This is a genomic window from Streptomyces sp. Je 1-332 (assembly GCF_040730185.1).
Lineage (GTDB): Bacteria > Actinomycetota > Actinomycetes > Streptomycetales > Streptomycetaceae > Streptomyces.
Genome location: NZ_CP160402.1, coordinates 1587273 through 1609578, shown reverse-complemented (window position 1 = coordinate 1609578; position 22306 = coordinate 1587273). Strand labels below are relative to the sequence as shown.

Here is a 22306-nt window from a genome sequence, read left to right as displayed (position 1 = left end):
GTCAGACGCTGGCCGTCAGGATCACCTTGCCTCGGCCATGTCCCCGTTCCACCTCCCGCTGTGCGTCCGCCGCTTGGTCCAGGGCGTACTGCGCGCGGATGTGCACCCGCAGCACGCCCTTCGCGTACAGCTGTGTCATCTCCGTGAGGCGGGCCGCCGTTCTGATGCCGGTGAGTTCGGGGAGGCCGAGACGCCGGGCCTCCTCCGTGGCGACCATCGTGATGACCCGGTCGGGGTGCTTGGCCACCGCGGCCGACGCACGCAGCGCCTCCGCGCCCGCACCGTCGAGCGCCGCGTCCACGCCCTCCGGGGCGATCGCGCGGACCCGCTCCTCCAGACCCTCCCCGTACGTCACGGGGATCGCGCCCAGCGCCCGCAGGTGGTCGTGGTTGGGCTCGCTCGCCGTTCCGATGACCGTCCTCGCGCCCCACGCCCTCGCCAACTGCACCGCCAGCGTGCCGAGTCCGCCCGCCGCCGCGTTGATCAGAACCGTGTCGCCCGCGCCCACCCGCATCGCGCTCAACGCCATGTGCGCGCCCTGCGCGTTGCCCGAGAAGCCGCCCGCGACCGCCCACTCCATCGCGTCCGGCTTGGCGACCAGATTCTCCGCCGGGACGACGACGTACTGTGCGTACGAGCCGAGCAAGGAGAAGCCGAGCACCGGATCGCCGGGGCCGAAGCCGGTCACTCCGGAGCCTGTCGCGTCGACCGTCCCCGCGAACTCGTTGCCCGGCACCACGGGGAACACCGCCCCCGGCGGCCGGATTTCCCCCTTCCGCAGCCCGATGTCGAAGGGCATCACGCCGGCCGCCCGCACCCGTACACGGACCTCGCCCGGACCGGGCTCCGGGACGGGCAGATCGACCGGACGCAGCACCTCCGCCGGACCGTGCGCCGCGAACGCCGCGGCTCGCATCGTCTTTGCTGTGTCAGCGTTCATGAGAGTTCCTCTCCGAGTTTCGAGTCCCGAGGTCCAAGTTCGAAGTTCCAAGTTCCGAGTCCGCCGGTGCTCACGGGCTCAGCACCACCTTTCCCACCGTCTCCCGCCCCAGCAGCGCCGCATGTGCCACCCCCGCGTCCCGCAGCGGGAACGTCGTCACCTCCGGTACGAGCGTGCCGCGTGCCGCCTCCTCCAGCGCCCGCTCCTGGAGGCCCCGCAGGCCCCCGGGGACGCGTGCGATCCGCGGGCCCAGCGCGTACGTCGCCGTCAGGAGCCCGCTCTGAAGATCCTTCGTGCCCAGTTCCGTGGGCGCGCCCGACGACCAGCCGTACATCACGAACCGGCCGCCGCAGCCCAGGAGTTCGAGCGCGGCACGCCCCGCGTCACCGCCCACGCTGTCGAAGGCGACGCTCACCTCACGGCCCCCGAGCGCCGCCCGCACCTTCTCGGCCCAGTCGGGCTGGTTGTAGTCGACGGCCACGTCCGCGCCGAGCCGACGGACCCGCGCGGTCTTCTCCGGGCCTCCCGCCACGCCCACCACGGTCACGCCCGCGTTCCTCGCGGCCTGCACGAGGAGCGTGCCGATGCCGCCCGCGGCGGCCGTCACCAGGGCCACGTCGTCCGGTTCGAGCGCGGCGACGCGCAGGATGCCCAGCGCCATGCGGCCGGTGCCGACCATGGCGATCGCGGCCTCGTAGGAGAGCGTCTCGGGCAGAGCGAACAGCGCGTCCGTCTCCCGCACGGCCAGCTCCGCGTAGCCCGCGTTGACCAGGCCCAGGTGCGTCACCACCCGTCTGCCGAGCCACTGTTCGTCCACTCCTTCGCCGAGGGCGTCGACCACGCCTGCCACCTCCCGGCCGGGTGTCATCGGCAACTCCGGTAACGGGAAGGGAAGTTCGTCGGCCGCCCCTTTCTGAAGCGCGGTGTCCAGGAGGTGGACTCCCGCGGCCTTGACCGCGATCCGGACCTGGCCGGGTCCTGGCTCCGGGTCGGCGACCTCCTCGTACCGCAGGTTCTCGGGCCCGCCGAAGGCGTGCAGTCGGATCGCTCGCATGGTCAACTCGCTTTCGTCGTATGGGGTGAGGCGGCGGATGTCCTCCTCCCACCGGAAAGCTACGGAGCGGCCGAGGCCCGGGGCCTCCGTCGCGTGACCGGGATCGTGACCGGGATCATGACCGGGTGATGACTGGGGTGCGGTCGCCCTGTCACCCCAGTCGTACGACAGAGGCGCCGCACAGGCCCCGGTTCCTAGCGTCGACCTCATGACGCACGCGACCCGTGACACCACGCCCCCTGCCGAGACCGACCCCACCAAGACCCGCTGGACGCCGGTCGCCGTCATGGCGCTCGCCATGCTGATGGTCACCCTGGAGCTGAGCCTCTCCTCCGTGACGTTGCCCGCGATCGGCGCCGACCTCGGCGTCGGGACCTCCGCGACCCAGTGGGTACTCCTCGCCTACGCCCTGCCGACGGCCGCCCTCGCGATCCCCGCGGGGCGGTGGGCCGACCGCGTCGACCTGCGCGCCGTGTTCCTCTTCGCCGTCCCGGCCATCGGCCTCACCAGCGTTCTCGCGGCAGCCGCGCCGAACCTCCCCGTGCTGCTTGCCGCCCGCGCCCTGCAAGGCGTCGCGGGCGCGCTCGCCGTCGCGGTCTACCTGCCGGTGGTCGCTGCCGTCGTACGGCCGGAGCAGCGGGGCCGCGCGATGGGCTACATCGCCACGATCATGCCGATCGGCTCGATGGGCGGCTCGTCCCTCGGCGGGATCGTCGCCGACGCCTACGGCTGGCGGCCCGTGATGCTGATGAAGGTGCCGGTCCTGATCCTCGTGATCTGGCTGGGCGCGCGGCACATCCCCTCCACCGGCGGTGGGCTCTCTCGGCCCGACCGGTCCCTGGTGGGAGACGGCCTGGTCCTCGGCGGCTCGGTGACCGCGCTCCTGGTGGCCTTCGACCGGGTGGAGGCCGAACAGCCGGTCGTCGCGGCCCTGTTCGCGGTGGCCGCGGCGGCGCTCGCGCTGTGGTGGACGCGGCTGCGCTCGGCGCGCCCGGTGATCGGTCTCCTGCGGCGCAGGGCCATCGGCCTTCCGGTCCTCTCGCTCATGCTGACCGGCACGTTCGTGGGGCTCTCCTACTTCCTGCTGCCGTTCTACGTCGCCGACGTCCTGCACGGGAGCGCCGCCATGACGGGCCTCGCGATGGTGTTCTTCATCGGCGCCGTGGCCGTGAGCTCGCCGCTCAGCGGTCAGCTCGCCGACCGGCTGCCCGGCAGAATCCTCGGGGCCGCCGGCCTGCTCCTGGTCATCGGCGGCCTGCTGAGCATGCTCACGCTCGGACCCGGCTCCGGGCTGCTGGACATCGGCTGGCGGCTGGCCGTGATCGGCGTGGGCCAAGCGCTGTTCGGCACCCCGGTGAACGCCTCGATCCTGGCCGCGGCACCCGCCGACCTGGTGGGCACGAGCGGCGGGGTCGGCAACACGTTCCGCACCCTCGGCTTCACCGTCGGACCGGCGGTGGCGGCCCTCGCGTACGGCCTGGGCGGCGGAGGGGCGGACGGCTTCTGGGTCGGGGTCGCCACCCTCGCCCTGCTGCAGGTCGCCGGCCTGGTGGCGCTGCTCGCCTCTGGCGGTGGTCCGCGCGAGGAACGGGCCAAGTAGGCGCCGATCCCCGGGCAGGTTCAGATGAGGGCGAACTGGCCGCCCGGGCCTTCCTCGTGGTGGTCGAGGACCGATGCCGGGCGGCGGGCCGCGTCAGGGACGGGGAGTACGCCCGCCCGGTGCAGCACGTCCGCGGAGACGCCGGGGCCGGCCGACGTGAGTGACCGGATCAATTCGTCCTGGAGCGGCCGGAGTTCCGCAAGGAGTGCGAGCACCGTGATGAGTTCGAGCAGCTCGGACGTCCAGGCCTGTGGCCACTCCGCGGGCCGGATCGCCTCCAGGGAATCCAGGGAACCCAGGGAATCCAGGGAGCCCGCCTCGCCCGTCTCCGTACGCCGCGCGAACCACAGCTCGATGACCCGCACCCCGCTCACCTCGAACTCCCACGCCTCCCGCGGCACCGGCGAGATGCGGCCCGCGTCCACAGAGAGGGCCTCCTCGTCGGCGTCGTACGAGATCTCCGCGGGGCGGGCGGGCAGCGGCGCCCGTACGTAGGGCCGCCGGCCACCGGGAAGCTTCGGCCGCGCGCCGTCACCGCGGGCCTGGAGCGCGAGGATGCGGCGCCCCAGTTCCGTGCCACGCGTCCAGACGTCGGCGTCCGAGGTCAGCGGCACCCGGCACCCGCCCGGCGAGGCCTCCGCGACGGCGAGCGTCCAGGCCAGCAGGTCCACGGCGCCGACGTCCAGGCCGAGCGCGGCGGAGAGGTGGGCGAGCAGACCGGGCGCCGCATTGGGTTCGAGGCCGCCGGGACGGCGGAACAGCGGACGGATGCGCCCGGGCCGCCCGGCGGGGGAGCGCCCGTCCGGCAGCACGGCGGACGCAAGGACCGCGGGGCCCGCGGACCCGGCGACGTAACCCTGCTCGACGGCGAACAGCTGGCCCTCGCCCGCGACCCGCCACAACTCCGGGCGCGCGGCGTCGATGAGCCGGTGGTCCGGGATCAGCCACTGCTCGTCGAAGGGGCCGTGCAGGACGCGCACCGGCTCTGGGCAGGGGCCCGACGCGGCGGCCAACGGAACCGTCGCGCCCTGGTGGCCCGGGAGTTGGGCGACCGCGGTGTGCAGGGTGCGCGTGCGCGAGGGGGAGAGCAGCCGCTCTCGCTCCGCCGTGTCCCCCTGCACGAAACGGGCCCAACGGGCTCTGAGGGATGCGGCGTCAGGGCCCATCGGCCACCCGCGGCCCGGCCGGAGCGGTGCGACGGACCACGGCATCAGGTCGGCGAGCAGCGCCGCTTCGTCGTGCGTCACGCCCGGCATCGTACGTCGAGACCCTTACGTCGCGTCGAGGGTGACCGTGAAGGAGAAGCGGTCGCCGCGGTAGTGGATGCGCGCCACGTCCAGGGCGCGCCCGTCCTCGTCGTACGTGATGCCGGTGTAGTGCAGGATCGGGCTGAGCAGCGGTACTTCGAGGAGGCGGGCCGTCTCCGGGTCGGCGAGCGTGGCCTCGACGGTGTCCGTTATGCGGCTGATGCGCACGCCCACCACGTCGCGCAGGACCTTCGTCATGGGCCAGCGCGTCAGGTCGTCGAGGTCGATGCGTTCGGCGAGCTCGGGGCGGATGAAGTTATGGGCGTGATTGGTCGGTTCGCCCGTCTTCTCGTCGCTGCGCAACCGGTGGTACGTCGCCACCTCGGTCAGGTCGGGGAAGTGCGCGGCGAGTTCGCCGGAGACCGGCGACGTCCCATGCGCGAGCAGCCGGGTGCTCATGCCCGACTGCTGGGCCACGATCGCGTCGACCGAGCCGAGCAGCCGGACCGGCGAGCCGCGCTGGGCGCTGGGCTCGATGAACGTGCCGCGCCGCCGGTGGCGGGTGATCAGGCCTTCGTCCTCCAGCTCCTTGAGCGCCTGGCGCATGGTCAGGACGCTCACGCCGTAGTGCCCCGCGAGCTGCTCCTCGGTGGGCAGCCGGAGCGGGGCTTCGGGTGTGCGGCCGAGTATCGAGGCGCGCAGGGACTGCGACACCTGATACCAGAGCGGCAGTTTGCGATTCAGGACGATCGAGTCCGGGGCGAAAGCGGTCACGGTCTCTCCGAATCAGTCCGAGTCTGTCGCGTCGGCTTCGAAACGGGGTCAGTTTCGAAAATGGCGCTCCAGACCCTCCCACACATCGTCGTATCCGCGCTGCAGATGGGCGGCCTGAGCTGCCTGTTCGGTCGCCGTCACCGGCCAGCGCGTCTCGAACATGAAGGCAAGCCCGTCGTCGATCTTCTGCGGCTTCAGCTCGGCGGCGGAGGCCTTCTCGAAGGTGTCGCGGTCGGGCCCGTGCGCCGACATCATGTTGTGCAGCGAGCCGCCGCCGGGCACGAAGCCCTCCGCCTTGGCGTCGTACGCGCCCTCGATCAGGCCCATGTACTCGCTCATCACGTTCCGGTGGAAGTACGGCGGCCGGAAGGTGTCCTCGCCCACCAGCCAGCGCGGCGCGAAGACCACGAAGTCGACGCCCGCGAGGCCCGGCGTATCGGACGGAGAGGTGAGGACCGTGAAGATGGACGGGTCCGGGTGGTCGTAGCTGATGGTGCCGATGACGTTGAAGCGGCGCAGGTCGTACACGTACGGGACGTGGTTGCCGTGCCAGGCGACGACGTCGAGCGGCGAGTGGTCGTAGGTCGCCCGCCACAGATTGCCGCAGAACTTGTTCACGACCTCCACCGGGCGGTCGACGTCCTCGTACGCGGCGACCGGAGCCCTGAAGTCCCGTGCGTTCGCGAGGCCGTTCGCACCGATCGGGCCCAGGTCGGGGAGCTGGAAGGGCGCACCGTAGTTCTCGCACACGTACCCGCGGGCGGTCTCGTCGAGCAGTTCCACGCGGAAGCGCACCCCGCGCGGGATCAGCGCCACCTCGCCCGGCTCGACGCGCAGCATGCCGAACTCGGTGCGAAGGAGCAGACCGCCCTGCTCGGGTACGACGAGGAGTTCACCGTCCGCGTCGCTGAACACCCGCTCCGTCATGGAGGAGTTGGCGTGGTAGAGGTGCACGGCCATGCCGGTGCGCTGGGTGGCGTCGCCGTTGCCGCCCAGCGTCCACAGGCCCGCGAGGAAGTCCGTGCCGGCTGCGGGCACCGGGAGCGGGTTCCAGCGCAGCCGGTTGGGGTCGGGCGTCTCGGTGAACGGCGCCGTGCGGATCGCGCCGTTGTCGACACGGGTGAACGCCGGGTGCGCGGCCGAGGGGCGGATGCGGTAGAGCCACGAGCGGCGGTTGTGGGCGCGGGGCTCGGTGAAGGCGGTGCCGCTCAGCTGCTCCGCGTAAAGGCCCAGGGGGGCGCGCTGGGGCGAGTTGCTGCCGTGCGGCAGGGCGCCGGGCACCGCCTCGGAGCTGTGTTCGTTGCCGAAGCCGGAGAGGTACGTCAGTGCCTCCGCCGTCTTGCGCGGGTCGTTCGCGTCCGCACGTCCGGCGTCGCTGGTGTGTTCCCGGCTCATCATCGCTCCCTCGTCAACGATTCCTATGGGTCACCGTAGGATTCACGTTTTCCTTCCGCAAGGGGATCCATGGATGTGAACAATGCTCTACTCTCCCGGGGATGCCCCACCGTGATCAGAAGAAGCCGCCGCCGCCCCCGAAAACCCTGCGCCGCGTGCCCGTGCAGGAGCGCAGTGCCGAGCGTCTGACCCGCATCCTCGACGCCTGCGCCGACCTCCTGGACGAGGTCGGGTACGAGGGCCTGAGCACCCGCGCCGTCGCCACCCGCGCGGGCGTCCCGATCGGCTCGGTCTACCGCTTCTTCGGCAACAAGCGGGCCATGGCCGACGCCCTGGCCCACCGCAATCTCGACGCCTACGGGGAGCGCGTGGCGGCCCGTATGGCCGGGGTGGAGCGCGGTGACTGGCGCGGTGCCGTCGACGCGGCCTTCGACGAGTACCTCGCCATGAAACGCAGCGTCCCCGGCTTCGGCCTGGTCGACTTCGGCATCCCATCGGCGCCCGAGGCGATGCCCGACGCCAACTCGGACGTCGCCGAACGGGTCGCGGGCCTGCTCGCGGCCCACCTCGATCGGCCGCTGGACAAGAAGCTGCGGCGCACGGTGCTCGTCGGCGTCGAGGCGGTCGACGCCGTCCTCCAACTCGCTTTCCGCGCACACCCGTCGGGCGACCCCGACCTGATCGACGAGACGCGGACCCTGCTGCACTCCTACTTCGCGGGTTCACTGGACTGACACTGGGGCCGTATCTGCGTCGGCGGTTTCGTGCCCCGACCCTTCGCGGGTCCTGACGCCATGCATACCGGTCGGTATGGTGAGAGCGCACGTGCGCCGTAGCCGCCGCCCTGGAGGGTTCTCCATGCCCAGCACCGCCCTGCGTATCTGTCCCCTCTGCGAAGCCACCTGCGGGCTCACGCTCACCATCGAAGGACCCCCTGACGGCACCGACGCCGCGCGCGTGACCGGTGCGCGCGGTGACCGGGACGACGTCTTCAGCCGCGGCTTCATCTGCCCCAAAGGCGCCTCCTTCGGAGAGGCCGACTCCGACCCCGACCGTCTGAAGCACCCCCTCGTACGCAAGGACGGCGTACTCCAAGAGGCAAGCTGGGACGAGGCGTTCGATGCCGTAGCCGCAGGCCTCCGGCCCCTGATCGAGCGGCATGGGCCGCAGGCGGTCGGCGTGGTGCTCGGCAACCCGAACGTGCACACCATGGCGGGCGGCCTCTACCCGCCCGTGCTGCTGAGTTCGCTCGGCACCCGCAACATCTTCACCGCGAGCACCGTCGACCAGATGCCCAAGCACGTCTCCAGCGGGCTCCTCTTCGGCGACGCCTTCGCCATCCCCGTGCCCGACCTGGACCGCACCAGCCATCTGCTCCTGCTCGGCGCCAACCCCCTGGAGTCCAACGGGAGCCTGTGCACCGCCCCCGACTTCCCGGGCAAGCTGAAGGCGCTGCGCGCCCGCGGCGGCACGCTCACCGTCGTCGACCCGCGCCGCACCCGCACCGCCAAGCTCGCCGACCGGCACCTCGCGATCCGGCCCGGCACGGACGCGCTGCTGCTCGCGGCCATGGCCCACGTCCTCTTCGAGGAGAAGCTCACCGACCTGGGCGTGCTCGAAGACCAGGTCGAGGGCGTCGAGGCCGTGCGCGAGGCCGTACGTCACTTCACCCCCGACGCCGTCTCCGCGGCCTGCGACGTCCCCGCCGACACCATCCGCGTCCTCGCCCGCGAGCTGGCCGCCGCGCCCACCGCCGCCGTCTACGCCCGCGTGGGAGCGAGCACCGTCGCCCACGGCACCCTCACCAACTGGCTCGTCGACGTCCTGAACGTCCTGACCGGCAACCTCGACCGGCCCGGCGGCGCCCTCTTCCCGCTCTCGGCCACCGACCGCGCGCCCCGCCCCGCGGGCCCCGGCAAGGGATTCGCGCTCGGCCGCTGGCACAGCCGCGTCAGCCGGCACCCCGAGGCCAAGGGCGAACTGCCGATCGCCGCGCTCGCCGAGGAGATCGACACCCCCGGCGACGAGGCGATCCGCGCGGTCGTCGCCGTCGCGGCCAACCCCGTCCTCTCCGCGCCGGACGGCGACCGCCTCGACGAGGCCCTGGCCGCACTGGACTTCATGGTCAGCGTCGACCCGTACCTGAACGAGACCTCACGCCACGCCCACGTGGTGCTGCCGCCGCCCCCGCCCTCCCAGAGCGCGCACTTCGACTTCGCCTTCAACGGATTCGCCGTACGCAACCAGGTCCGCCACACCCGCGCCGCACTGCCCCTGGCGGACGGCAGGATGGCGGAGACGGAGATCCTCGCGCGTCTCGTCCTGGCCGCGAGCGGCATGCACGGCGCCGATCCGGCAGCCGTCGACGCCATGGTCATCGACAAAACCCTCGGCAAGGCCGTCACCGAGCCGCACTCCGCCGCGTACGGCCGCGACCCCAGGGAACTGGCCGCTCTCCTCACCGGCGACAACGGCCCCGAGCGGCGGCTCGACCTGATGCTGCGCCTTGGCCCCTACGGCGACGGATTCGGCGTACGCGCGGACGGCCTGACCCTGGAGCGGCTCCTCGCCCACCCGCACGGCATCGACCTCGGGCCGCTCGAACCCCGCCTCCCGCAGGTCCTCAAGACGCGCAGCGGACGGGTGGAACTCCTCCCGGGACCCATCGCGGACGACCTGCCGCGCCTCACCGAGGCGTTGCGAGCCGCCCCGGACGAGCTCGTCCTCGTAGGACGCCGCCATCTGCGCTCCAACAACAGCTGGATGCACAACGTGCGCACCCTCACCGGCGGCTCCAACCGCTGCACCCTGCACGTCCACCCCGAGGACGCGGCCCGCATCGGCGTCGAGAACGGCGGCCACGCGCGCGTGGAGTCCGCCGGCGGCTCGCTCACCGTCCCCGTCGAGGTGACCGACGCCGTGCGCCCCGGAGTGGTCAGCCTGCCGCACGGCTGGGGCCACGACCGCCCCGGCACGCGCCTCGCCGTCGCCGCGGAGAACCCCGGAGCCAATGTGAACCAGCTCCTGGACGGCACGCTCATCGACCCGCTCTCCGGGACGTCCGTACTCAACGGCTTCCCGGTGTCCCTGACGCCCCTGACGCCAGCAGTAACTCGTTGACCTGGAGTTTTGCGCTTATTGCTCACACGTCAACATCTTGTTAACGCTTGAGAACGGGTCCTAACGTCAACCGGACCGCCAGACCTGGTGGGAGTTCGATGGTGAACGTTAGGTAGCCCCCATGCTGACAATCCTCGGATTCGTCATGATCGCCACCTTCCTGGTGCTGATCATGATGAAGAAGATGTCGCCGATCGCGGCACTGGTGCTGATCCCCGCGCTCTTCTGCGTGTTCGTAGGAAAGGGAGCCCATCTCGGGGACTACGTCCTCGAAGGCGTCGGGAATCTGGCGCCCACGGCGGCCATGCTCATGTTCGCCATCGTGTACTTCGGCGTCATGATCGACGTCGGCCTCTTCGACCCGATCGTCCGGGGCATCCTGCGCTTCTGCAAGGCGGACCCGGTGCGCATAGTCGTCGGCACCGCGCTGCTCGCCGCGATCGTCTCGCTGGACGGCGACGGCTCGACGACCTTCATGATCACGGTCTCGGCGATGTATCCGCTCTACAAACGCCTCAAGATGAGCCTCGTCGTCATGACGGGCGTCGCGGCCACCGCCAACGGCGTCATGAACACCCTGCCCTGGGGCGGCCCCACGGCCCGCGCCGCGACCGCCCTCAAGGTCGACGCGGCCGACATCTTCGTGCCGATGATCCCGGCGCTCGCCATGGGCCTCGTGTGCGTCTTCCTGCTCTCCTACGCACTCGGGCTCAGGGAGCGCAAGCGGCTCGGCATGCTCTCCCTGGACGAGGTCCTGGAGAAGGAGACGGCGCACGAGACGGTCCTGGTGGGCGCGGGTGGCGGCACCGGGAACGGCGGGCGTATGTCGCTCACCAAGAAGACCGCCGGGGGAGCGGGCTCCGGTGCGGACGCGGACGCTTCCGGTGAGGCCGACGAGGAGGACGACGGCTTCCAGGGGCTCGATCCGAACCGCTCCACCCTGCGCCCCAAGCTCTACTGGTTCAACGCCGGCCTCACCGTGGTCCTGCTCACCGCCATGATCATGGAGTGGCTGCCGATCCCGGTCCTCTTCCTGCTCGGCGCCGCGCTCGCCCTGACGGTCAACTTCCCGCACATGCCCGACCAGAAGGCCCGTATCGGCGCCCACGCCGAGAACGTCCTCAACGTCACCGGCATGGTCTTCGCGGCCGCCGTCTTCACCGGCGTCCTCCAGGGCACCGGCATGGTCGACAGCATGGCCACGTGGCTCGTCGACGCGATCCCGGAGGGCATGGGCCCGCAGATGGGCCTGGTCACCGGCCTCCTGTCCCTGCCGCTCACCTACTTCATGTCGAACGACGGCTTCTACTTCGGCGTCCTGCCCGTCCTCGCCGAGGCGGGCCAGGCACACGGCGTCAGCACCCTGGAGATCGCCCGCGCCTCGATCGCGGGCCAGGCCCTGCACATGTCGAGCCCGCTGGTGCCGGCCGTGTACGTCCTCGTCGGCATGGCGAAGGTCGAGTTCGGCGACCACACCAAGTTCACCGTCAAATGGGCCGTGCTCACCTCGCTCGTGGTGCTCGCCTCCGGAATCCTCTTCGGCATCATCTGATGCCATCGACACCGGTGAGGCCGTCGACACCGGGCCGCGCCTGGTTGCTGCGCCTCGTCATCGCCTTCAGCTTCGCGCAGGGGGCGGTGTCGATGGCGCGTCCCGCCGTCTCCTACCGGGCGCTCTCGCTGGGCGCCGACGAGCGGGCGATCGGCGTCATCGCGGGCGTGTACGCACTGCTCCCGCTCTTCGCCGCCGTGCCGCTCGGGCGCAGGACGGACCACGGGCGGTGCGCGCCGCTCCTTCCGATCGGCGTCGTCCTGATCGCCGGCGGGTGTGCGCTCAGCGGCACCGCCGGGTCCCTCGGCGCGCTCGCCGCCTGGAGCGGTCTGATGGGCCTCGGCCACCTCTGCTTCGTGATCGGCGCCCAGTCGATCGTCGCCCGGCAGTCCGCACCCGACGAACAGGACCGCAACTTCGGGCACTTCACGATCGGGGCCTCACTCGGGCAGCTGGTCGGGCCGATCGCCGCGGGCTCCCTCATCGGCGGGGACATGGGCCGTACGAGCGCGCTCGCCCTGCTCGTATCGGCGGGGGTGGCTGCGGTGTCCTTCACCTCGCTGTGGCGCATCGAGCATGCGCGGTCGGCGGCGCCACGGGCCGGGGCCGTAGCTTCGGAGAAGGTCCCGGTGCTCGGCATCCTGCGCACCCGCGGTGTGCCCGCGGGGATCTTCATCAGCCTCGCGGTGCTCTCCGCCACGGACATCCTCACGGCCTATCTGCCGGTGGTGGGCGAGCACCGGGGCATCGCGCCCGCGACGGTCGGCGTGCTCCTCTCGCTGCGGGCCGCCGCGACGATCGCCTGCCGGCTCGTGATGACGCCGCTGATCAACCTGCTCGGCCGTACGGCGCTGATCGTGGTCACGTGTCTGCTGGCCGCCTTGTTGTGCGCGGGAGTCGCGCTGCCGGTGCCGGTGTGGGGGCTCGCGGTGATGCTGGGGCTGCTCGGCTTCTGTCTGGGGGTAGGGCAGCCGCTGTCGATGACGACGGTCGTCCGGGCGGCCCCGGAGGGGGCTCGCTCCACCGCGCTCGCGCTGCGGCTCACCGGCAACCGGCTCGGGCAGGTCGCCGCGCCGGCCGGGGCCGGGCTGATCGCCGGGGTCGCGGGCGTGGCGGCGCCGTTCGTGATGCTGGGCGGGCTGTTGCTGGTGGCGGCCGGGCTGGGGCTGCGGCGTGAGCCGACGAGACCTTCCCCGGACCCGCCCGTCCCGACCCCCCTGGTGCCAAAAAACTATCAGCGCTAGTTTGGAGTGGACTACGTGCGGGCGACCATGTGAGTCGTGCGGACGACTACTCGAGGAGTGCGATGAAGGCCCACGACGGCATGTACATCGGCGGCGCCTGGCGGCCCGCCGTCGGCACGGACACCATCACGGTCCTGAACCCGGCCGACGAGCAGCCGGTCGGTCAGGTCCCCGCCGGTACGGCGCAGGACATCGACGCGGCGGTGCGCGCCGCCCGCGAGGCCTTCCCCGCCTGGGCCGCGACCCCGCCCGCCGAGCGCGGCGCGCTCATCGGGGCACTGCGCGACCAGCTGGTCGCCCGCAAGGACGAGATCGCCGAGACGGTGACGGCGGAGCTGGGCTCACCCCTGCCGTTCTCGGAGATGGTGCACGCGGGCGTGCCGATCCTGGTCTCCGGCTCGTACGCCGAGCTCGCGGCGACGTACTCCTTCGAGGAGAAGATCGGCAACTCCACCGTCTACATGGAGCCGGTCGGTGTGGTCGGCGCGATCACGCCCTGGAACTACCCCCTCCACCAGATCGTCAACAAGGTGGCCCCCGCGCTCGCCGCGGGCTGCACGGTGGTCCTGAAGCCCGCCGAGGACACCCCGCTCACCGCCCAGCTCTTCGCGGAGGCCGCGCACGACGCGGGCATCCCCGCCGGTGTCTTCAACCTGGTCACGGGCCTCGGCCCGGTCGCGGGGCAGGCCCTCGCCGAGCACGAGGGCGTCGACCTGGTCTCCTTCACCGGCTCGACGGCGGTCGGCAAGCAGATCGGCGCCACCGCGGGCGCCGCGGTCAAGCGCGTGGCCCTGGAGCTCGGCGGCAAGTCCGCCAACGTCATCCTGCCCAGCGCCGATCTGACCAAGGCCGTCAAGGCCGGCGTCGCCAACGTCATGTCCAACTCCGGCCAGACGTGCAGCGCGTGGACCCGCATGCTGGTGGACTCCGCGCGCTACGACGAGGCGGTCTCGCTCGCGGCGGAGGCCGCAGCCAAGTACGGCTCCCGCATCGGCCCCGTCGTCAACGCCAAGCAGCAGGCGCGCGTGCGGGGTTACATCGACAAGGGCGTCGAGGAAGGCGCACGCGTGGTGGCCGGCGGCTCCGAAGCACCGCGCGAGCAGGGCTACTTCGTCCAGCCGACCGTCTTCGCCGACGTCACCCCCGAGATGACGATCGCGCAGGAGGAGATCTTCGGCCCGGTCGTCTCGATCATCAGGTACGAGGACGAGGACGACGCCCTGCGGATCGCGAACGGCACCGTGTACGGGCTCGCGGGTGCCGTCTGGGCGGCCGACGACGCGGAGGCGATCGCGTTCGCCCGCCGCATGGACACGGGCCAGGTCGACATCAACGGCGGCAGCTTCAACCCCCTTGCCCCGTTCGGTGGTTACAAGCAGTCGGGAGTGGGACGCGAGCTGGGCCCGCACGGGCTCGCCGAGTACCTCCAGACGAAGTCCCTCCAGTTCTGAACCTTCCGCTGCCCGCCTTTCAAGGAGTACGTCACCGTGGTCCGCGCCGCTGTTCTGCCCGCCGTCGGCTCTCCCCTGGAGATCACCGAGATCGACCTGCCCGAGCCGGGGCCCGGCCAGGTACGGGTGCGTCTCGCCGCCGCCGGGGTCTGCCACTCCGACCTGTCCCTGACCAACGGAACGATGCGGGTGCCCGTGCCCGCCGTGCTCGGGCACGAGGGCGCGGGGACGGTCGTGTCCGTGGGTGAGGGGGTCGCGCATGTCGCGCCGGGCGACGAGGTCGTGCTCAACTGGGCGCCCTCTTGCGGCAGTTGTCATGCCTGCACGCTCGGAGAGGTATGGCTGTGCGTGAACGCGCTCGCCGGCGCGGCCGACGTCTACGCCCGCCGCGCGTCGGACGGCGCCGACCTCCACCCCGGCCTGAACGTCGCGGCGTTCGCCGAGGAGACAGTCGTCGCGGGCAACTGCGTACTGCCCGCCCCCGTCGGAGTCCCGCTGACGGACGCGGCGCTCCTCGGCTGCGCCGTGCTCACCGGGTACGGCGCCGTGCACCACTCCGCGAAGGTGCGCGAGGGCGAGACGGTGGCCGTCTACGGCGTCGGGGGCGTGGGCCTCGCCACGCTCCAGGCGGCACGGATCGCCGGCGCCTCGAAGATCATCGCGGTCGATGTGTCCCCGGCGAAGGAGGAGTTGGCGCGGTCGGCGGGAGCGACGGAGTACGTGGTCGCCTCCGAGACGACGGCGAAGGACATCCGCAAGCTGACGGGCGGCCAGGGCGTGGACGTGGCGGTGGAGTGCGTCGGGCGCGCCGTGACGATCCGTACCGCCTGGGAGTCCACGCGGCGCGGCGGGCGTACGACGGTGGTCGGCATCGGCGGCAAGGACCAGCAGGTCACCTTCAACGCCCTGGAGATCTTCCACTGGGGGCGGACGCTGGCCGGGTGCGTGTACGGGAACTCCGACCCGGCGGCGGATCTGCCGGTCCTGGCGGAGCATATTCGGGCCGGGCGCCTTGACCTGAGCGCGTTGGTGACCGACCGGATCGGGCTGGACGGGATCCCCGCCGCCTTCGAGAACATGGTCGCGGGGAAGGGCGGGCGGGCGTTGGTGGTGTTCTAGGCGTTCTCAGCCCGTCCGGCGTTTGAGGACGAACTCGGCGAAGCCGGTGATCGACGGTAGGCATCGGTCCCGGCGGAGCCGGGTTTTCGGGAAGGGGCGGGGTCGGGGAAGGAAACCCCCTGCGTGAACCGTTGACCACATACCCACCGGTCGGTACGGTCCCTGCAACCACACGCCACCCCCCGTCCCGTCCCCGGACCCACCGGAGTGTGCACCCGCATGGACCCCGCACCGTCCTCCGTAACCCCCCTCTCCGCTCCCGCTCCCGCGTCACCGGCGGACCCCCACCGCCGCAAGGTGGCCACCGCGGCCGCGCTCGCCTCGGCCGTCGAGTGGTACGACTACTTCGTCTTCGGCATCGCGGCCGCCCTCGTCCTGGGCGACCTGTACTTCCCCTCCGGCAGCTCGTCCGCCGGAGTACTCGCCGCGTTCGCGACCTTCGCCGTCGGGTTCCTGGCCCGGCCCGTCGGCGGCATCATCGCCGGTCACCTCGGCGACAAGCGGGGCCGCAAGCCCATGCTGGTCCTCGCGCTGACCCTGATGGGCCTTTCCACCACGGGCATCGGCCTGCTCCCCACGTACGAGACGGTCGGCATCGCCGCGCCGATCCTGCTCGTCACCCTCCGCGTCTTCCAGGGCATCGCGGTCGGCGCGCAGTGGGGCGGCGCGATGCTGATGGCCACCGAGTACGCCCCCGAGGGCAAGCGCGGCCTCTACGGCAGCCTGGTCCAACTCGGCGTCCCCATAGGTGTGGTGACCGCCAACACGGTGTTCCTGATCGCCGGTGCCGTCACCAGCGAGAGCACCTTCGAGGCGTGGGGCTGGCGGGTGCCCTTCATGGTCGGGCTCCTCGTGCTCGTCCTCGCCTGGTACATCCACACGCGCGTGGAGGAGACCCCCGAGTTCCGCGAGGCGGAGAGGGCGCTCGCCGAGAAGGAGAAGGCGCAGAAGGGCGCAGGCGGCGAAGAGGGCAACTCGCCCCTGCGCACCATCCTCCGCCACCACCTCGGCACGGTCTTCCTGGCCGGTGGCTCGTTCGCGGTGAACACCGCCACCTTCTACATCATCATCACGGGCGTCCTCGACTACACCACCCGCGAACTCGACATGAAACGCAGCGCGGTCCTCACCGTCTCGCTCTGCGTCAGCCTCACCCAACTCGCCCTGATCCCGGCGTCCGCCGCGCTCTCCGACCGCATCGGACGGCTGAGGATCTACGCCCTCGGCGCCGCGGGGCTCGCGGTCTGGGCCGTGCCGATGTTCCTGCTCATCGACACCGGTTCACTGCTGTGGCTGGCCGTCGGCACCTTCGTCACCAGCTGCTTCCTCAGCATCATGTACGGGCCGCAGGCCGCGCTGTTCGCCGAGTTGTTCACGGCCGAGATGCGCTACACGGGAGCCTCGCTCGGCTACCAGATCGCGGCCGTGTTCGGCGGCGGCCTCGCGCCGTTCGTGATGGTGCTGCTCCTGGAGGCGACGGGCACTTCGATGGCCGTCGCCGCCTACATCATCGGCCTCGCGGTGATCGCCCTGATCTCCATCAAGGTGCTTGCGGGGCGGGCGAGTTCCCGCTGACGGCAGCGTTCGTGACCGGCTGCGGCCCCGTCTGTGCCGACGGAGCCGCGGCCGGTTCACCCAGGCGCGAGAAGGACTTCGCCGCCGCCAGGAACGCGAGGGTCGTCAGCACGAACGGCCAGGTGAACGCGTGCCCGCCGGACGGGGCGAGGAGCGCCGTCAGGGCCGAACCCCCGATGGTCGCGGTGGCGGCGCCCACGAGCGCGTACGCCAGGGTGATGCCCCGGACGGGCAGGAAGACGCCGCACAGCGCGAGCGCCACGAGCACCGCGTTGTATCCCATCGTGCCGTCCGCGATCCGCGCGGCCGGCGCCCCGAGCGCGACCGCGGTACCGATGCCCGTCAGGCTGCCGAGGCAGGCCACGGCCCCCGCGCGACGGCTGGCGACGAAGAGGCCGACGAGCACCAGCGCACCGACGTACCACTGCGGCATGAAGAAGATCTGCGCGAAGCCCGCGAAGAACGCCCGCGCCAGATCGGCGGGTTCGATCGCTGTCGGACCGCTCGCCGCCTGCGTCAGCGCCGCCGGGTCGACCCTGTGGTGCCAGACCCGCTCGAAGCCCGGCGCCGCCATCGTCGTCACGCTCGCGAGCAGGCAGTACGGGAGCGTGAGCGAGGGCAGGCCCCAGACGGCGAGGAAATTGCCGGCCGCCGCCGTCACGACCGTGACCACCACGCAGCCCGCGAGGGCGAGCACGGCCGTCGACAGGTACCCGGCGCCGAGGAACACCGCGAAACACAGCGCGGTGAGGCAGGCGTTGAAGCCTTCGAGCCCGGTCGTCACCCGGTCCCGCGCCGCCCCGAGGAGCAGCGCCGTGCCCGTACCGACCGCTGTTCCCGCGAGCCCGTAGAGCCCGTACTCCCAGCCCGCCGCGAAGAGCGCCACGCAGAAGAGCGCGCCCGCCGCCGCGCTGGGCAGGAAGGTCACCTGCGCCTGGCCGCGCAGGACTTGGGCGACGAAGACCGGCGCGCCGAAGAGCGGGCGACTGGCATCCGTTGAGTGCCGCACGGCTCACTCCCGTGTTACGTCCATGTTTCCCCCGACAAGACGGATGCACCTTACAACCACCCGCCCGGGTGCCGCGATACCGCGGTGGGCCCGTCACCCCGTCGGCGTCGCCACCTGCGCGTACTGGAGGGCGAGTCCGTCGAGCAGCGCGCGCAGCCCCGCCTCGAACGCCCGCTCGTCGACCTCCTGCTGACGCTCGGCGAGAAGGTGGGCCTGGCCCAGGTGCGGATAGTCGGCGGGGTCGTACGCGGTCGCGTCGTCCACGAAGCCGCCCGCGAAGGAGCCGAGCGCCGAGCCCATGATGAAGTAGCGCATCAGCGCACCGATCGACGTGGCCTGCGCGGCCGGCCAGCCCGCGTCGACCATCGCCCCGAACACCGCGTCAGCGAGCCGCAGTCCGGCAGGCCGGCGGCCGGGGCCGCTCGCGAGCACCGGAACGATGTTGGGGTGAAGGGTGAGCGCCGCGCGGTACGAGACGGCCCAGTCGTGCAGCGCCGTCCGCCAGTCGCGCTCGTCGGCGGCCTCGAACATCGACAGGTCGACCTGCGCGCTCACCGAGTCCGCGACCGCCTCCAGGATCTCGTCCTTCGTACGGAAGTGGTTGTAGAGCGAAGGCCCGCTGACCCCGAGCTCGGCGGCGAGGCGGCGCGTCGAGACGGCCGCGAGGCCCTCGGTGTCCACGAGCGCGCGCGCCGTGTCGACGATGCGTTCTCTGCTGAGGAGGGGCTTGCGCGGTCGGGCCATGCGGCACATAGTAGGGCTGCCGCAAGAAACTAGCAGTGCTAATTTAAAGCCCGGCGGAAGACCGAGCCGCGGACCGACCCCGAGAGCCGACCCGAAGAGGTGCCACGCGATGAATCTGGAGCTCAGCGAGGAGCAGTCCGCCGTACGGCAGCTCGCCAAGGACTTCGTGGACCGCGAGATCGCGCCCCACGTCATCGAGTGGGACCGCGCCGAGAGCGTGGACCGGGCGATCGTGAAGAAGCTCGGCGAGGTCGGCTTCCTCGGGCTCACCGTCGACGAGGAGTACGGCGGCTCGGGCGGCGACCACCTCGCGTACTGCCTGGTGACCGAGGAGCTGGGGCGCGGCGACTCCTCCGTGCGCGGCATCGTGTCGGTGTCGCTCGGGCTCGTGGCCAAGACCATCGCGTACTGGGGGAGCGAGGAGCAGAAGCGGCAGTGGCTGCCCGGACTCACCTCCGGTGAGTACGTCGGCTGCTTCGGGCTCACCGAGCCGGGCACCGGCTCCGACGCGGGGAACCTCTCGACGAAGGCCGTGCGCGACGGCGGCGACTACGTGATCAACGGCTCCAAGATGTTCATCACGAACGGCACCTGGGCCGACGTCGTGCTGCTCTTCGCCCGGACGAACGACGCCCCCGGACACAAGGGCGTCTCCGCCTTCCTCGTGCCGACCGACACTCCGGGCCTGAGCCGCCGCACCATCCACGGCAAGCTGGGCCTGCGCGGCCAGGCGACCGCTGAACTCGTCCTCGAGGACGTCCGTGTCCCCGCGTCGGCCATGATGGCGCCCGAGGGCAAGGGCTTCTCGGTCGCCATGTCGGCGCTCGCCAAGGGGCGGATGTCGGTCGCCGCGGGGTGCGTGGGCATCGCCCAGGCCGCCCTCGACGCGGCGGTGACGTACGCGACCGAGCGCGAACAGTTCGGCAAGCCCATCGCGGGACACCAGCTGGTGCAGGAGCTGATCAGCGACATCGCGGTGGACGTGGACGCCGCGCGCCTGCTGACCTGGCGGGTCGCCGACCTCATCGACCGCGGGCAGCCCTTCACCACGGAGTCCTCCAAGGCCAAGCTGTTCGCCTCCGAGGCCGCGGTGCGCGCCGCCAACAACGCGCTCCAGGTCTTCGGCGGCTACGGCTACATCGACGAGTACCCCGCGGGCAAGCTGCTGCGCGACGCGCGCGTGATGACGCTCTACGAAGGCACCAGCCAGATCCAGAAGCTGGTCATCGGGCGGGCGCTCACCGGGGTCTCGGCCTTCTGAGCGCGTGTTCCCCGGGGGAGGGCTGAGTACGTGAGCTGAGTACGGGAACGGATGTGGCGCGGCCCCTCCCGGGCGAAGCTCTGATCATGAGTGAGACACCGGTCAAGCAGCAGAGCACCAACGCCTACTACGGTCAGGCCGTCGCATCGTTCGCCGTGGCGCTCGCCGCCGTGGCGATCGGCGTCTACAGCCTCGACGTCAGCGGCTGGATCCGCGCCTTCCTCGCCATCTCCGTCCTGTACCTGACGACGTCCGCGTTCACCCTCGCCAAGGTGGTCAGGGACAGACAGGAGGCGGGCCAGCTCGTCAGCCGCGTCGACCAGGCCCGCCTGGAGAAGATCCTCGCCGAACACGACCCGTTCAAGCCGGTGGCCTGACCGGCTCCCTAAGCGCTTGCTCACCGTCAGGGGTATGGTGTCCCTCCCGACCGGCGGAAGGAGTGGGCGATGAGCACGGCGGAGCAGACCGAGGGCGAGGACCTGCCATGGGGCGAGGTCACGCCCGATGCGGCGCGGCGGCTGCTGGTCGCCGCCGTCGAGGCCTTCGCCGAGCGTGGGTACCACGCGACGACCACCCGGGACATCGCCGGCCGCGCGGGCATGAGCCCCGCGGCGCTCTACATCCACTACAAGACCAAGGAAGAGCTGCTCCACCGCATCAGCCGGATCGGCCACGACAAGGCCCTGCGGGTCCTGCGCACCGCGGCCGAGGGTCCGGGCAGCGCGGCGGAGCGGCTCGCCGACGCCGTACGGTCCTTCGTCCGCTGGCACGCGGACCATCACACCACCGCCCGCGTGGTCCAGTACGAACTGGACGCGCTCGGCGACGAGCACCGCACGGAGATCGTCGCGCTGCGCCGCCAGACCGACGCCACCGTGCGGGACATGATCAACGACGGTGTGCGGGACGGGGAGTTCGACGTCCCCGACGTGCCGGGCACCACGCTGGCCGTGCTCTCGCTCTGCATCGACGTGGCCCGCTGGTTCAACGTCGCGGGCACCCGGACGCCCGACGAGGTCGGCGCGCTCTACGCCGACCTCGTGCTGCGCATGGTCGGAGCTCAGAAGCGGGTTTCCTGAGCTCCGGAGCGGGTCTCGTGAGCCCTCTCGAAGCCCCGGGGCGCTCTAGAAGTAGTAGCGCGACACCGACTCCGCGACGCAGGCGGGCTTGTCGCCGCCCTCGCGCTCGACGGTGACCTTGGCCGTGATCTGTACGCCGCCGTCCTTGGTCTCCTCGACCTCCGTCAGCACGGCGGTCGCCCGCACCCGGGAGCCCGAGGGCACCGGCGAGGGGAAGCGGACCTTGTTGGTGCCGTAGTTGACGCCCATCTTCATGCCCTCGACCCGCATCACCTGCGGCACCAGGCTCGGCAGCAGCGACAGCGTCAGATAGCCGTGCGCGATGGTCGTCTTGAAGGGGCCCTCGGCCGCCTTCTCCGCGTCCACGTGGATCCACTGGTGGTCGCCCGTGGCGTCGGCGAACAGGTCGATCCGCTTCTGGTCGACCTCCAGCCACTCGCTGTGCCCGAGCTGCTCGCCGACTCCGGCACGCAGGTCGTCGGCCGACGCGAAGATCCTCGGCTCTGCCATGTCCCTGGCCTCCTCAAAGTAATCGAACTAAGCGCTTGCTCAGCATGCTGGGTGCGCCGACGTGTGTCAACGGAGCGGCCGATCGGAGCGGCCAGCACGGCCGAGGGCCAGCCGGCAAGGGCCGGCGGGCAGGCCATTAGGCTTGGGCGGGTGCCCCAGATCCCAGAGAAGATCCACGAGCTCACGGTCGGCCAGCTCTCGGCCCGCAGCGGCGCGGCCGTGTCCGCCCTGCACTTCTACGAGTCCAAGGGCCTGATCACCAGCCGTCGCACCTCGGGCAACCAGCGCCGCTACCACCGTGACGCGCTGCGTCGCGTCGCCTTCGTCCGCGCCGCCCAGCGCGTCGGCATCCCGCTCGCCACGATCCGCGAGGCGCTCGACTCGCTCCCCGAGGAGCGCACCCCCACCCGCGAGGACTGGGCACGCCTCTCGGAGACCTGGCGATCGGAACTGGACGAGCGCATCAAGCAGTTGGGCCGGCTGCGCGATCACCTCACGGACTGCATCGGCTGCGGCTGCCTCTCCCTGGAGACGTGCGTGCTCTCCAACCCCGACGACGTCTTCGGCGAACGCCTCACCGGCTCCCGTCTGCTGGCGGAGCGCCGACCCGGGGCGTGACCCCGGGCCGCCCG

20 protein-coding genes are annotated in these 22306 nt (G+C 71.6%); 12 read left to right on the top strand and 8 right to left on the bottom strand.

What is annotated here, in order from left to right; genetic code table 11:
• Position 1: 1 nt before the first annotated feature.
• Both ABXJ52_RS07540 and ABXJ52_RS07535 read right to left on the bottom strand, forming a co-directional pair.
• Positions 2-940: an NADP-dependent oxidoreductase gene (locus ABXJ52_RS07540; RefSeq protein WP_367040339.1), complete on the bottom strand. Its 939-nt coding sequence runs from the start codon at positions 938-940 to the stop codon at positions 2-4.
• Positions 941-1010: 70 nt separating this feature from the next.
• The gene (locus tag ABXJ52_RS07535; protein ID WP_367040338.1) at positions 1011-1994 is read right to left on the bottom strand and encodes a zinc-binding dehydrogenase; all 984 of its coding nucleotides are present in this window, start codon (positions 1992-1994) and stop codon (positions 1011-1013) included.
• A gap of 208 nt (positions 1995-2202) precedes the next feature.
• Between ABXJ52_RS07535 and ABXJ52_RS07530 the strand changes: the two genes are divergently transcribed.
• Positions 2203-3594 carry an MFS transporter gene (locus ABXJ52_RS07530; protein WP_367040337.1) on the top strand — a complete coding sequence of 464 codons (1392 nt, stop codon included), beginning with the start codon at positions 2203-2205 and terminating at the stop codon, positions 3592-3594.
• 20 nt (positions 3595-3614) lie between these two features.
• Here the strand turns inward: ABXJ52_RS07530 and ABXJ52_RS07525 are convergent, their stop codons facing one another.
• Genes ABXJ52_RS07525 through hmgA form a run of 3 tightly spaced genes read right to left on the bottom strand, consistent with a single transcriptional unit; the run spans position 3615 to position 7010 of the window.
• Complete coding sequence (locus ABXJ52_RS07525; RefSeq protein ID WP_367040335.1) at positions 3615-4850, bottom strand: type ISP restriction/modification enzyme; 1236 nt, start codon at positions 4848-4850, stop codon at positions 3615-3617.
• 15 nt (positions 4851-4865) lie between these two features.
• On the bottom strand, positions 4866-5615 hold the full coding sequence (locus ABXJ52_RS07520) for a GntR family transcriptional regulator (protein ID WP_367040334.1): 750 nt from the start codon (positions 5613-5615) through the stop codon (positions 4866-4868).
• A 48-nt stretch (positions 5616-5663) separates the two neighbouring features.
• Positions 5664-7010, bottom strand: coding sequence for a homogentisate 1,2-dioxygenase (gene hmgA / locus ABXJ52_RS07515; RefSeq protein WP_367040333.1), 1347 nt, complete (start codon positions 7008-7010; stop codon positions 5664-5666).
• A gap of 101 nt (positions 7011-7111) precedes the next feature.
• Between hmgA and ABXJ52_RS07510 the strand changes: the two genes are divergently transcribed.
• The 7 genes from ABXJ52_RS07510 (at position 7112) to ABXJ52_RS07480 (ending at position 17071) form a co-directional block, all read left to right on the top strand.
• A complete protein-coding gene (locus tag ABXJ52_RS07510; RefSeq protein ID WP_367040332.1) occupies positions 7112-7744 on the top strand; it encodes a TetR/AcrR family transcriptional regulator in 633 nt (210 codons plus the stop codon).
• Between the two features lie 124 nt (positions 7745-7868).
• Entirely contained in the window at positions 7869-10130 is a 2262-nt protein-coding gene (locus ABXJ52_RS07505; RefSeq protein ID WP_367040330.1) for a molybdopterin-dependent oxidoreductase, read from the top strand.
• A gap of 121 nt (positions 10131-10251) precedes the next feature.
• Positions 10252-11682, top strand: coding sequence for a citrate:proton symporter (locus tag ABXJ52_RS07500; RefSeq protein WP_367040328.1), 1431 nt, complete (start codon positions 10252-10254; stop codon positions 11680-11682).
• Positions 11683-11696: 14 nt separating this feature from the next.
• Positions 11697-12926, top strand: a complete 1230-nt coding sequence (locus tag ABXJ52_RS07495) for an MFS transporter (protein WP_367040326.1) — start codon at positions 11697-11699, stop codon at positions 12924-12926.
• A 62-nt stretch (positions 12927-12988) separates the two neighbouring features.
• The gene (locus ABXJ52_RS07490) at positions 12989-14377 is read left to right on the top strand and encodes an aldehyde dehydrogenase family protein (protein ID WP_367040324.1); all 1389 of its coding nucleotides are present in this window, start codon (positions 12989-12991) and stop codon (positions 14375-14377) included.
• Positions 14378-14413: 36 nt separating this feature from the next.
• The gene (locus ABXJ52_RS07485; protein WP_367040323.1) at positions 14414-15496 is read left to right on the top strand and encodes a Zn-dependent alcohol dehydrogenase; all 1083 of its coding nucleotides are present in this window, start codon (positions 14414-14416) and stop codon (positions 15494-15496) included.
• Between the two features lie 219 nt (positions 15497-15715).
• Positions 15716-17071, top strand: coding sequence for an MFS transporter (locus tag ABXJ52_RS07480; protein ID WP_367040322.1), 1356 nt, complete (start codon positions 15716-15718; stop codon positions 17069-17071).
• On the opposite strand, the gene ABXJ52_RS07475 is transcribed toward ABXJ52_RS07480, so the two are convergent.
• Together ABXJ52_RS07475 and ABXJ52_RS07470 are read right to left on the bottom strand one after the other, a co-directional pair.
• The gene (locus ABXJ52_RS07475) at positions 17037-18080 is read right to left on the bottom strand and encodes an urea transporter (RefSeq protein ID WP_367040321.1); all 1044 of its coding nucleotides are present in this window, start codon (positions 18078-18080) and stop codon (positions 17037-17039) included. The genes ABXJ52_RS07480 and ABXJ52_RS07475 overlap by 35 nt on opposite strands.
• A gap of 93 nt (positions 18081-18173) precedes the next feature.
• Positions 18174-18824 carry a TetR/AcrR family transcriptional regulator gene (locus tag ABXJ52_RS07470; protein ID WP_367040320.1) on the bottom strand — a complete coding sequence of 217 codons (651 nt, stop codon included), beginning with the start codon at positions 18822-18824 and terminating at the stop codon, positions 18174-18176.
• A gap of 109 nt (positions 18825-18933) precedes the next feature.
• On the opposite strand from ABXJ52_RS07470, the gene ABXJ52_RS07465 reads away from it, so the two are divergent.
• The 3 genes from ABXJ52_RS07465 (at position 18934) to ABXJ52_RS07455 (ending at position 21164) form a co-directional block, all read left to right on the top strand.
• Positions 18934-20085, top strand: a complete 1152-nt coding sequence (locus ABXJ52_RS07465) for an acyl-CoA dehydrogenase family protein (protein ID WP_367040319.1) — start codon at positions 18934-18936, stop codon at positions 20083-20085.
• Between the two features lie 86 nt (positions 20086-20171).
• Complete coding sequence (locus tag ABXJ52_RS07460) at positions 20172-20462, top strand: YiaA/YiaB family inner membrane protein (RefSeq protein WP_367040317.1); 291 nt, start codon at positions 20172-20174, stop codon at positions 20460-20462.
• 69 nt (positions 20463-20531) lie between these two features.
• Positions 20532-21164: a TetR/AcrR family transcriptional regulator gene (locus ABXJ52_RS07455; RefSeq protein ID WP_367040316.1), complete on the top strand. Its 633-nt coding sequence runs from the start codon at positions 20532-20534 to the stop codon at positions 21162-21164.
• Between the two features lie 45 nt (positions 21165-21209).
• On the opposite strand, the gene ABXJ52_RS07450 is transcribed toward ABXJ52_RS07455, so the two are convergent.
• Positions 21210-21674: a MaoC family dehydratase gene (locus tag ABXJ52_RS07450; protein WP_367040314.1), complete on the bottom strand. Its 465-nt coding sequence runs from the start codon at positions 21672-21674 to the stop codon at positions 21210-21212.
• 150 nt (positions 21675-21824) lie between these two features.
• On the opposite strand from ABXJ52_RS07450, the gene soxR reads away from it, so the two are divergent.
• Positions 21825-22292, top strand: a complete 468-nt coding sequence (gene soxR / locus ABXJ52_RS07445) for a redox-sensitive transcriptional activator SoxR (protein ID WP_367040312.1) — start codon at positions 21825-21827, stop codon at positions 22290-22292.
• Positions 22293-22306 lie beyond the last annotated feature (14 nt).

Excerpts from the sequence above, each read along its gene's own strand:
- ABXJ52_RS07540 (WP_367040339.1), bottom strand. The coding sequence starts at position 940 with ATGAACGCTGACACAGCAAAGACGATGCGAGCCGCGGCGTTCGCGGCG.
- ABXJ52_RS07535 (WP_367040338.1), bottom strand. The coding sequence starts at position 1,994 with ATGCGAGCGATCCGACTGCACGCCTTCGGCGGGCCCGAGAACCTGCGG.
- ABXJ52_RS07530 (WP_367040337.1), top strand. The coding sequence starts at position 2,203 with ATGACGCACGCGACCCGTGACACCACGCCCCCTGCCGAGACCGACCCC.
- ABXJ52_RS07525 (WP_367040335.1), bottom strand. The coding sequence starts at position 4,850 with ATGCCGGGCGTGACGCACGACGAAGCGGCGCTGCTCGCCGACCTGATG.
- hmgA (WP_367040333.1), bottom strand. The coding sequence starts at position 7,010 with ATGAGCCGGGAACACACCAGCGACGCCGGACGTGCGGACGCGAACGAC.
- ABXJ52_RS07510 (WP_367040332.1), top strand. The coding sequence starts at position 7,112 with ATGCCCCACCGTGATCAGAAGAAGCCGCCGCCGCCCCCGAAAACCCTG.
- ABXJ52_RS07505 (WP_367040330.1), top strand. The coding sequence starts at position 7,869 with ATGCCCAGCACCGCCCTGCGTATCTGTCCCCTCTGCGAAGCCACCTGC.
- ABXJ52_RS07500 (WP_367040328.1), top strand. The coding sequence starts at position 10,252 with ATGCTGACAATCCTCGGATTCGTCATGATCGCCACCTTCCTGGTGCTG.
- ABXJ52_RS07490 (WP_367040324.1), top strand. The coding sequence starts at position 12,989 with ATGAAGGCCCACGACGGCATGTACATCGGCGGCGCCTGGCGGCCCGCC.
- ABXJ52_RS07480 (WP_367040322.1), top strand. The coding sequence starts at position 15,716 with ATGGACCCCGCACCGTCCTCCGTAACCCCCCTCTCCGCTCCCGCTCCC.
- ABXJ52_RS07470 (WP_367040320.1), bottom strand. The coding sequence starts at position 18,824 with ATGGCCCGACCGCGCAAGCCCCTCCTCAGCAGAGAACGCATCGTCGAC.
- ABXJ52_RS07465 (WP_367040319.1), top strand. The coding sequence starts at position 18,934 with ATGAATCTGGAGCTCAGCGAGGAGCAGTCCGCCGTACGGCAGCTCGCC.
- ABXJ52_RS07460 (WP_367040317.1), top strand. The coding sequence starts at position 20,172 with ATGAGTGAGACACCGGTCAAGCAGCAGAGCACCAACGCCTACTACGGT.
- ABXJ52_RS07455 (WP_367040316.1), top strand. The coding sequence starts at position 20,532 with ATGAGCACGGCGGAGCAGACCGAGGGCGAGGACCTGCCATGGGGCGAG.
- ABXJ52_RS07450 (WP_367040314.1), bottom strand. The coding sequence starts at position 21,674 with ATGGCAGAGCCGAGGATCTTCGCGTCGGCCGACGACCTGCGTGCCGGA.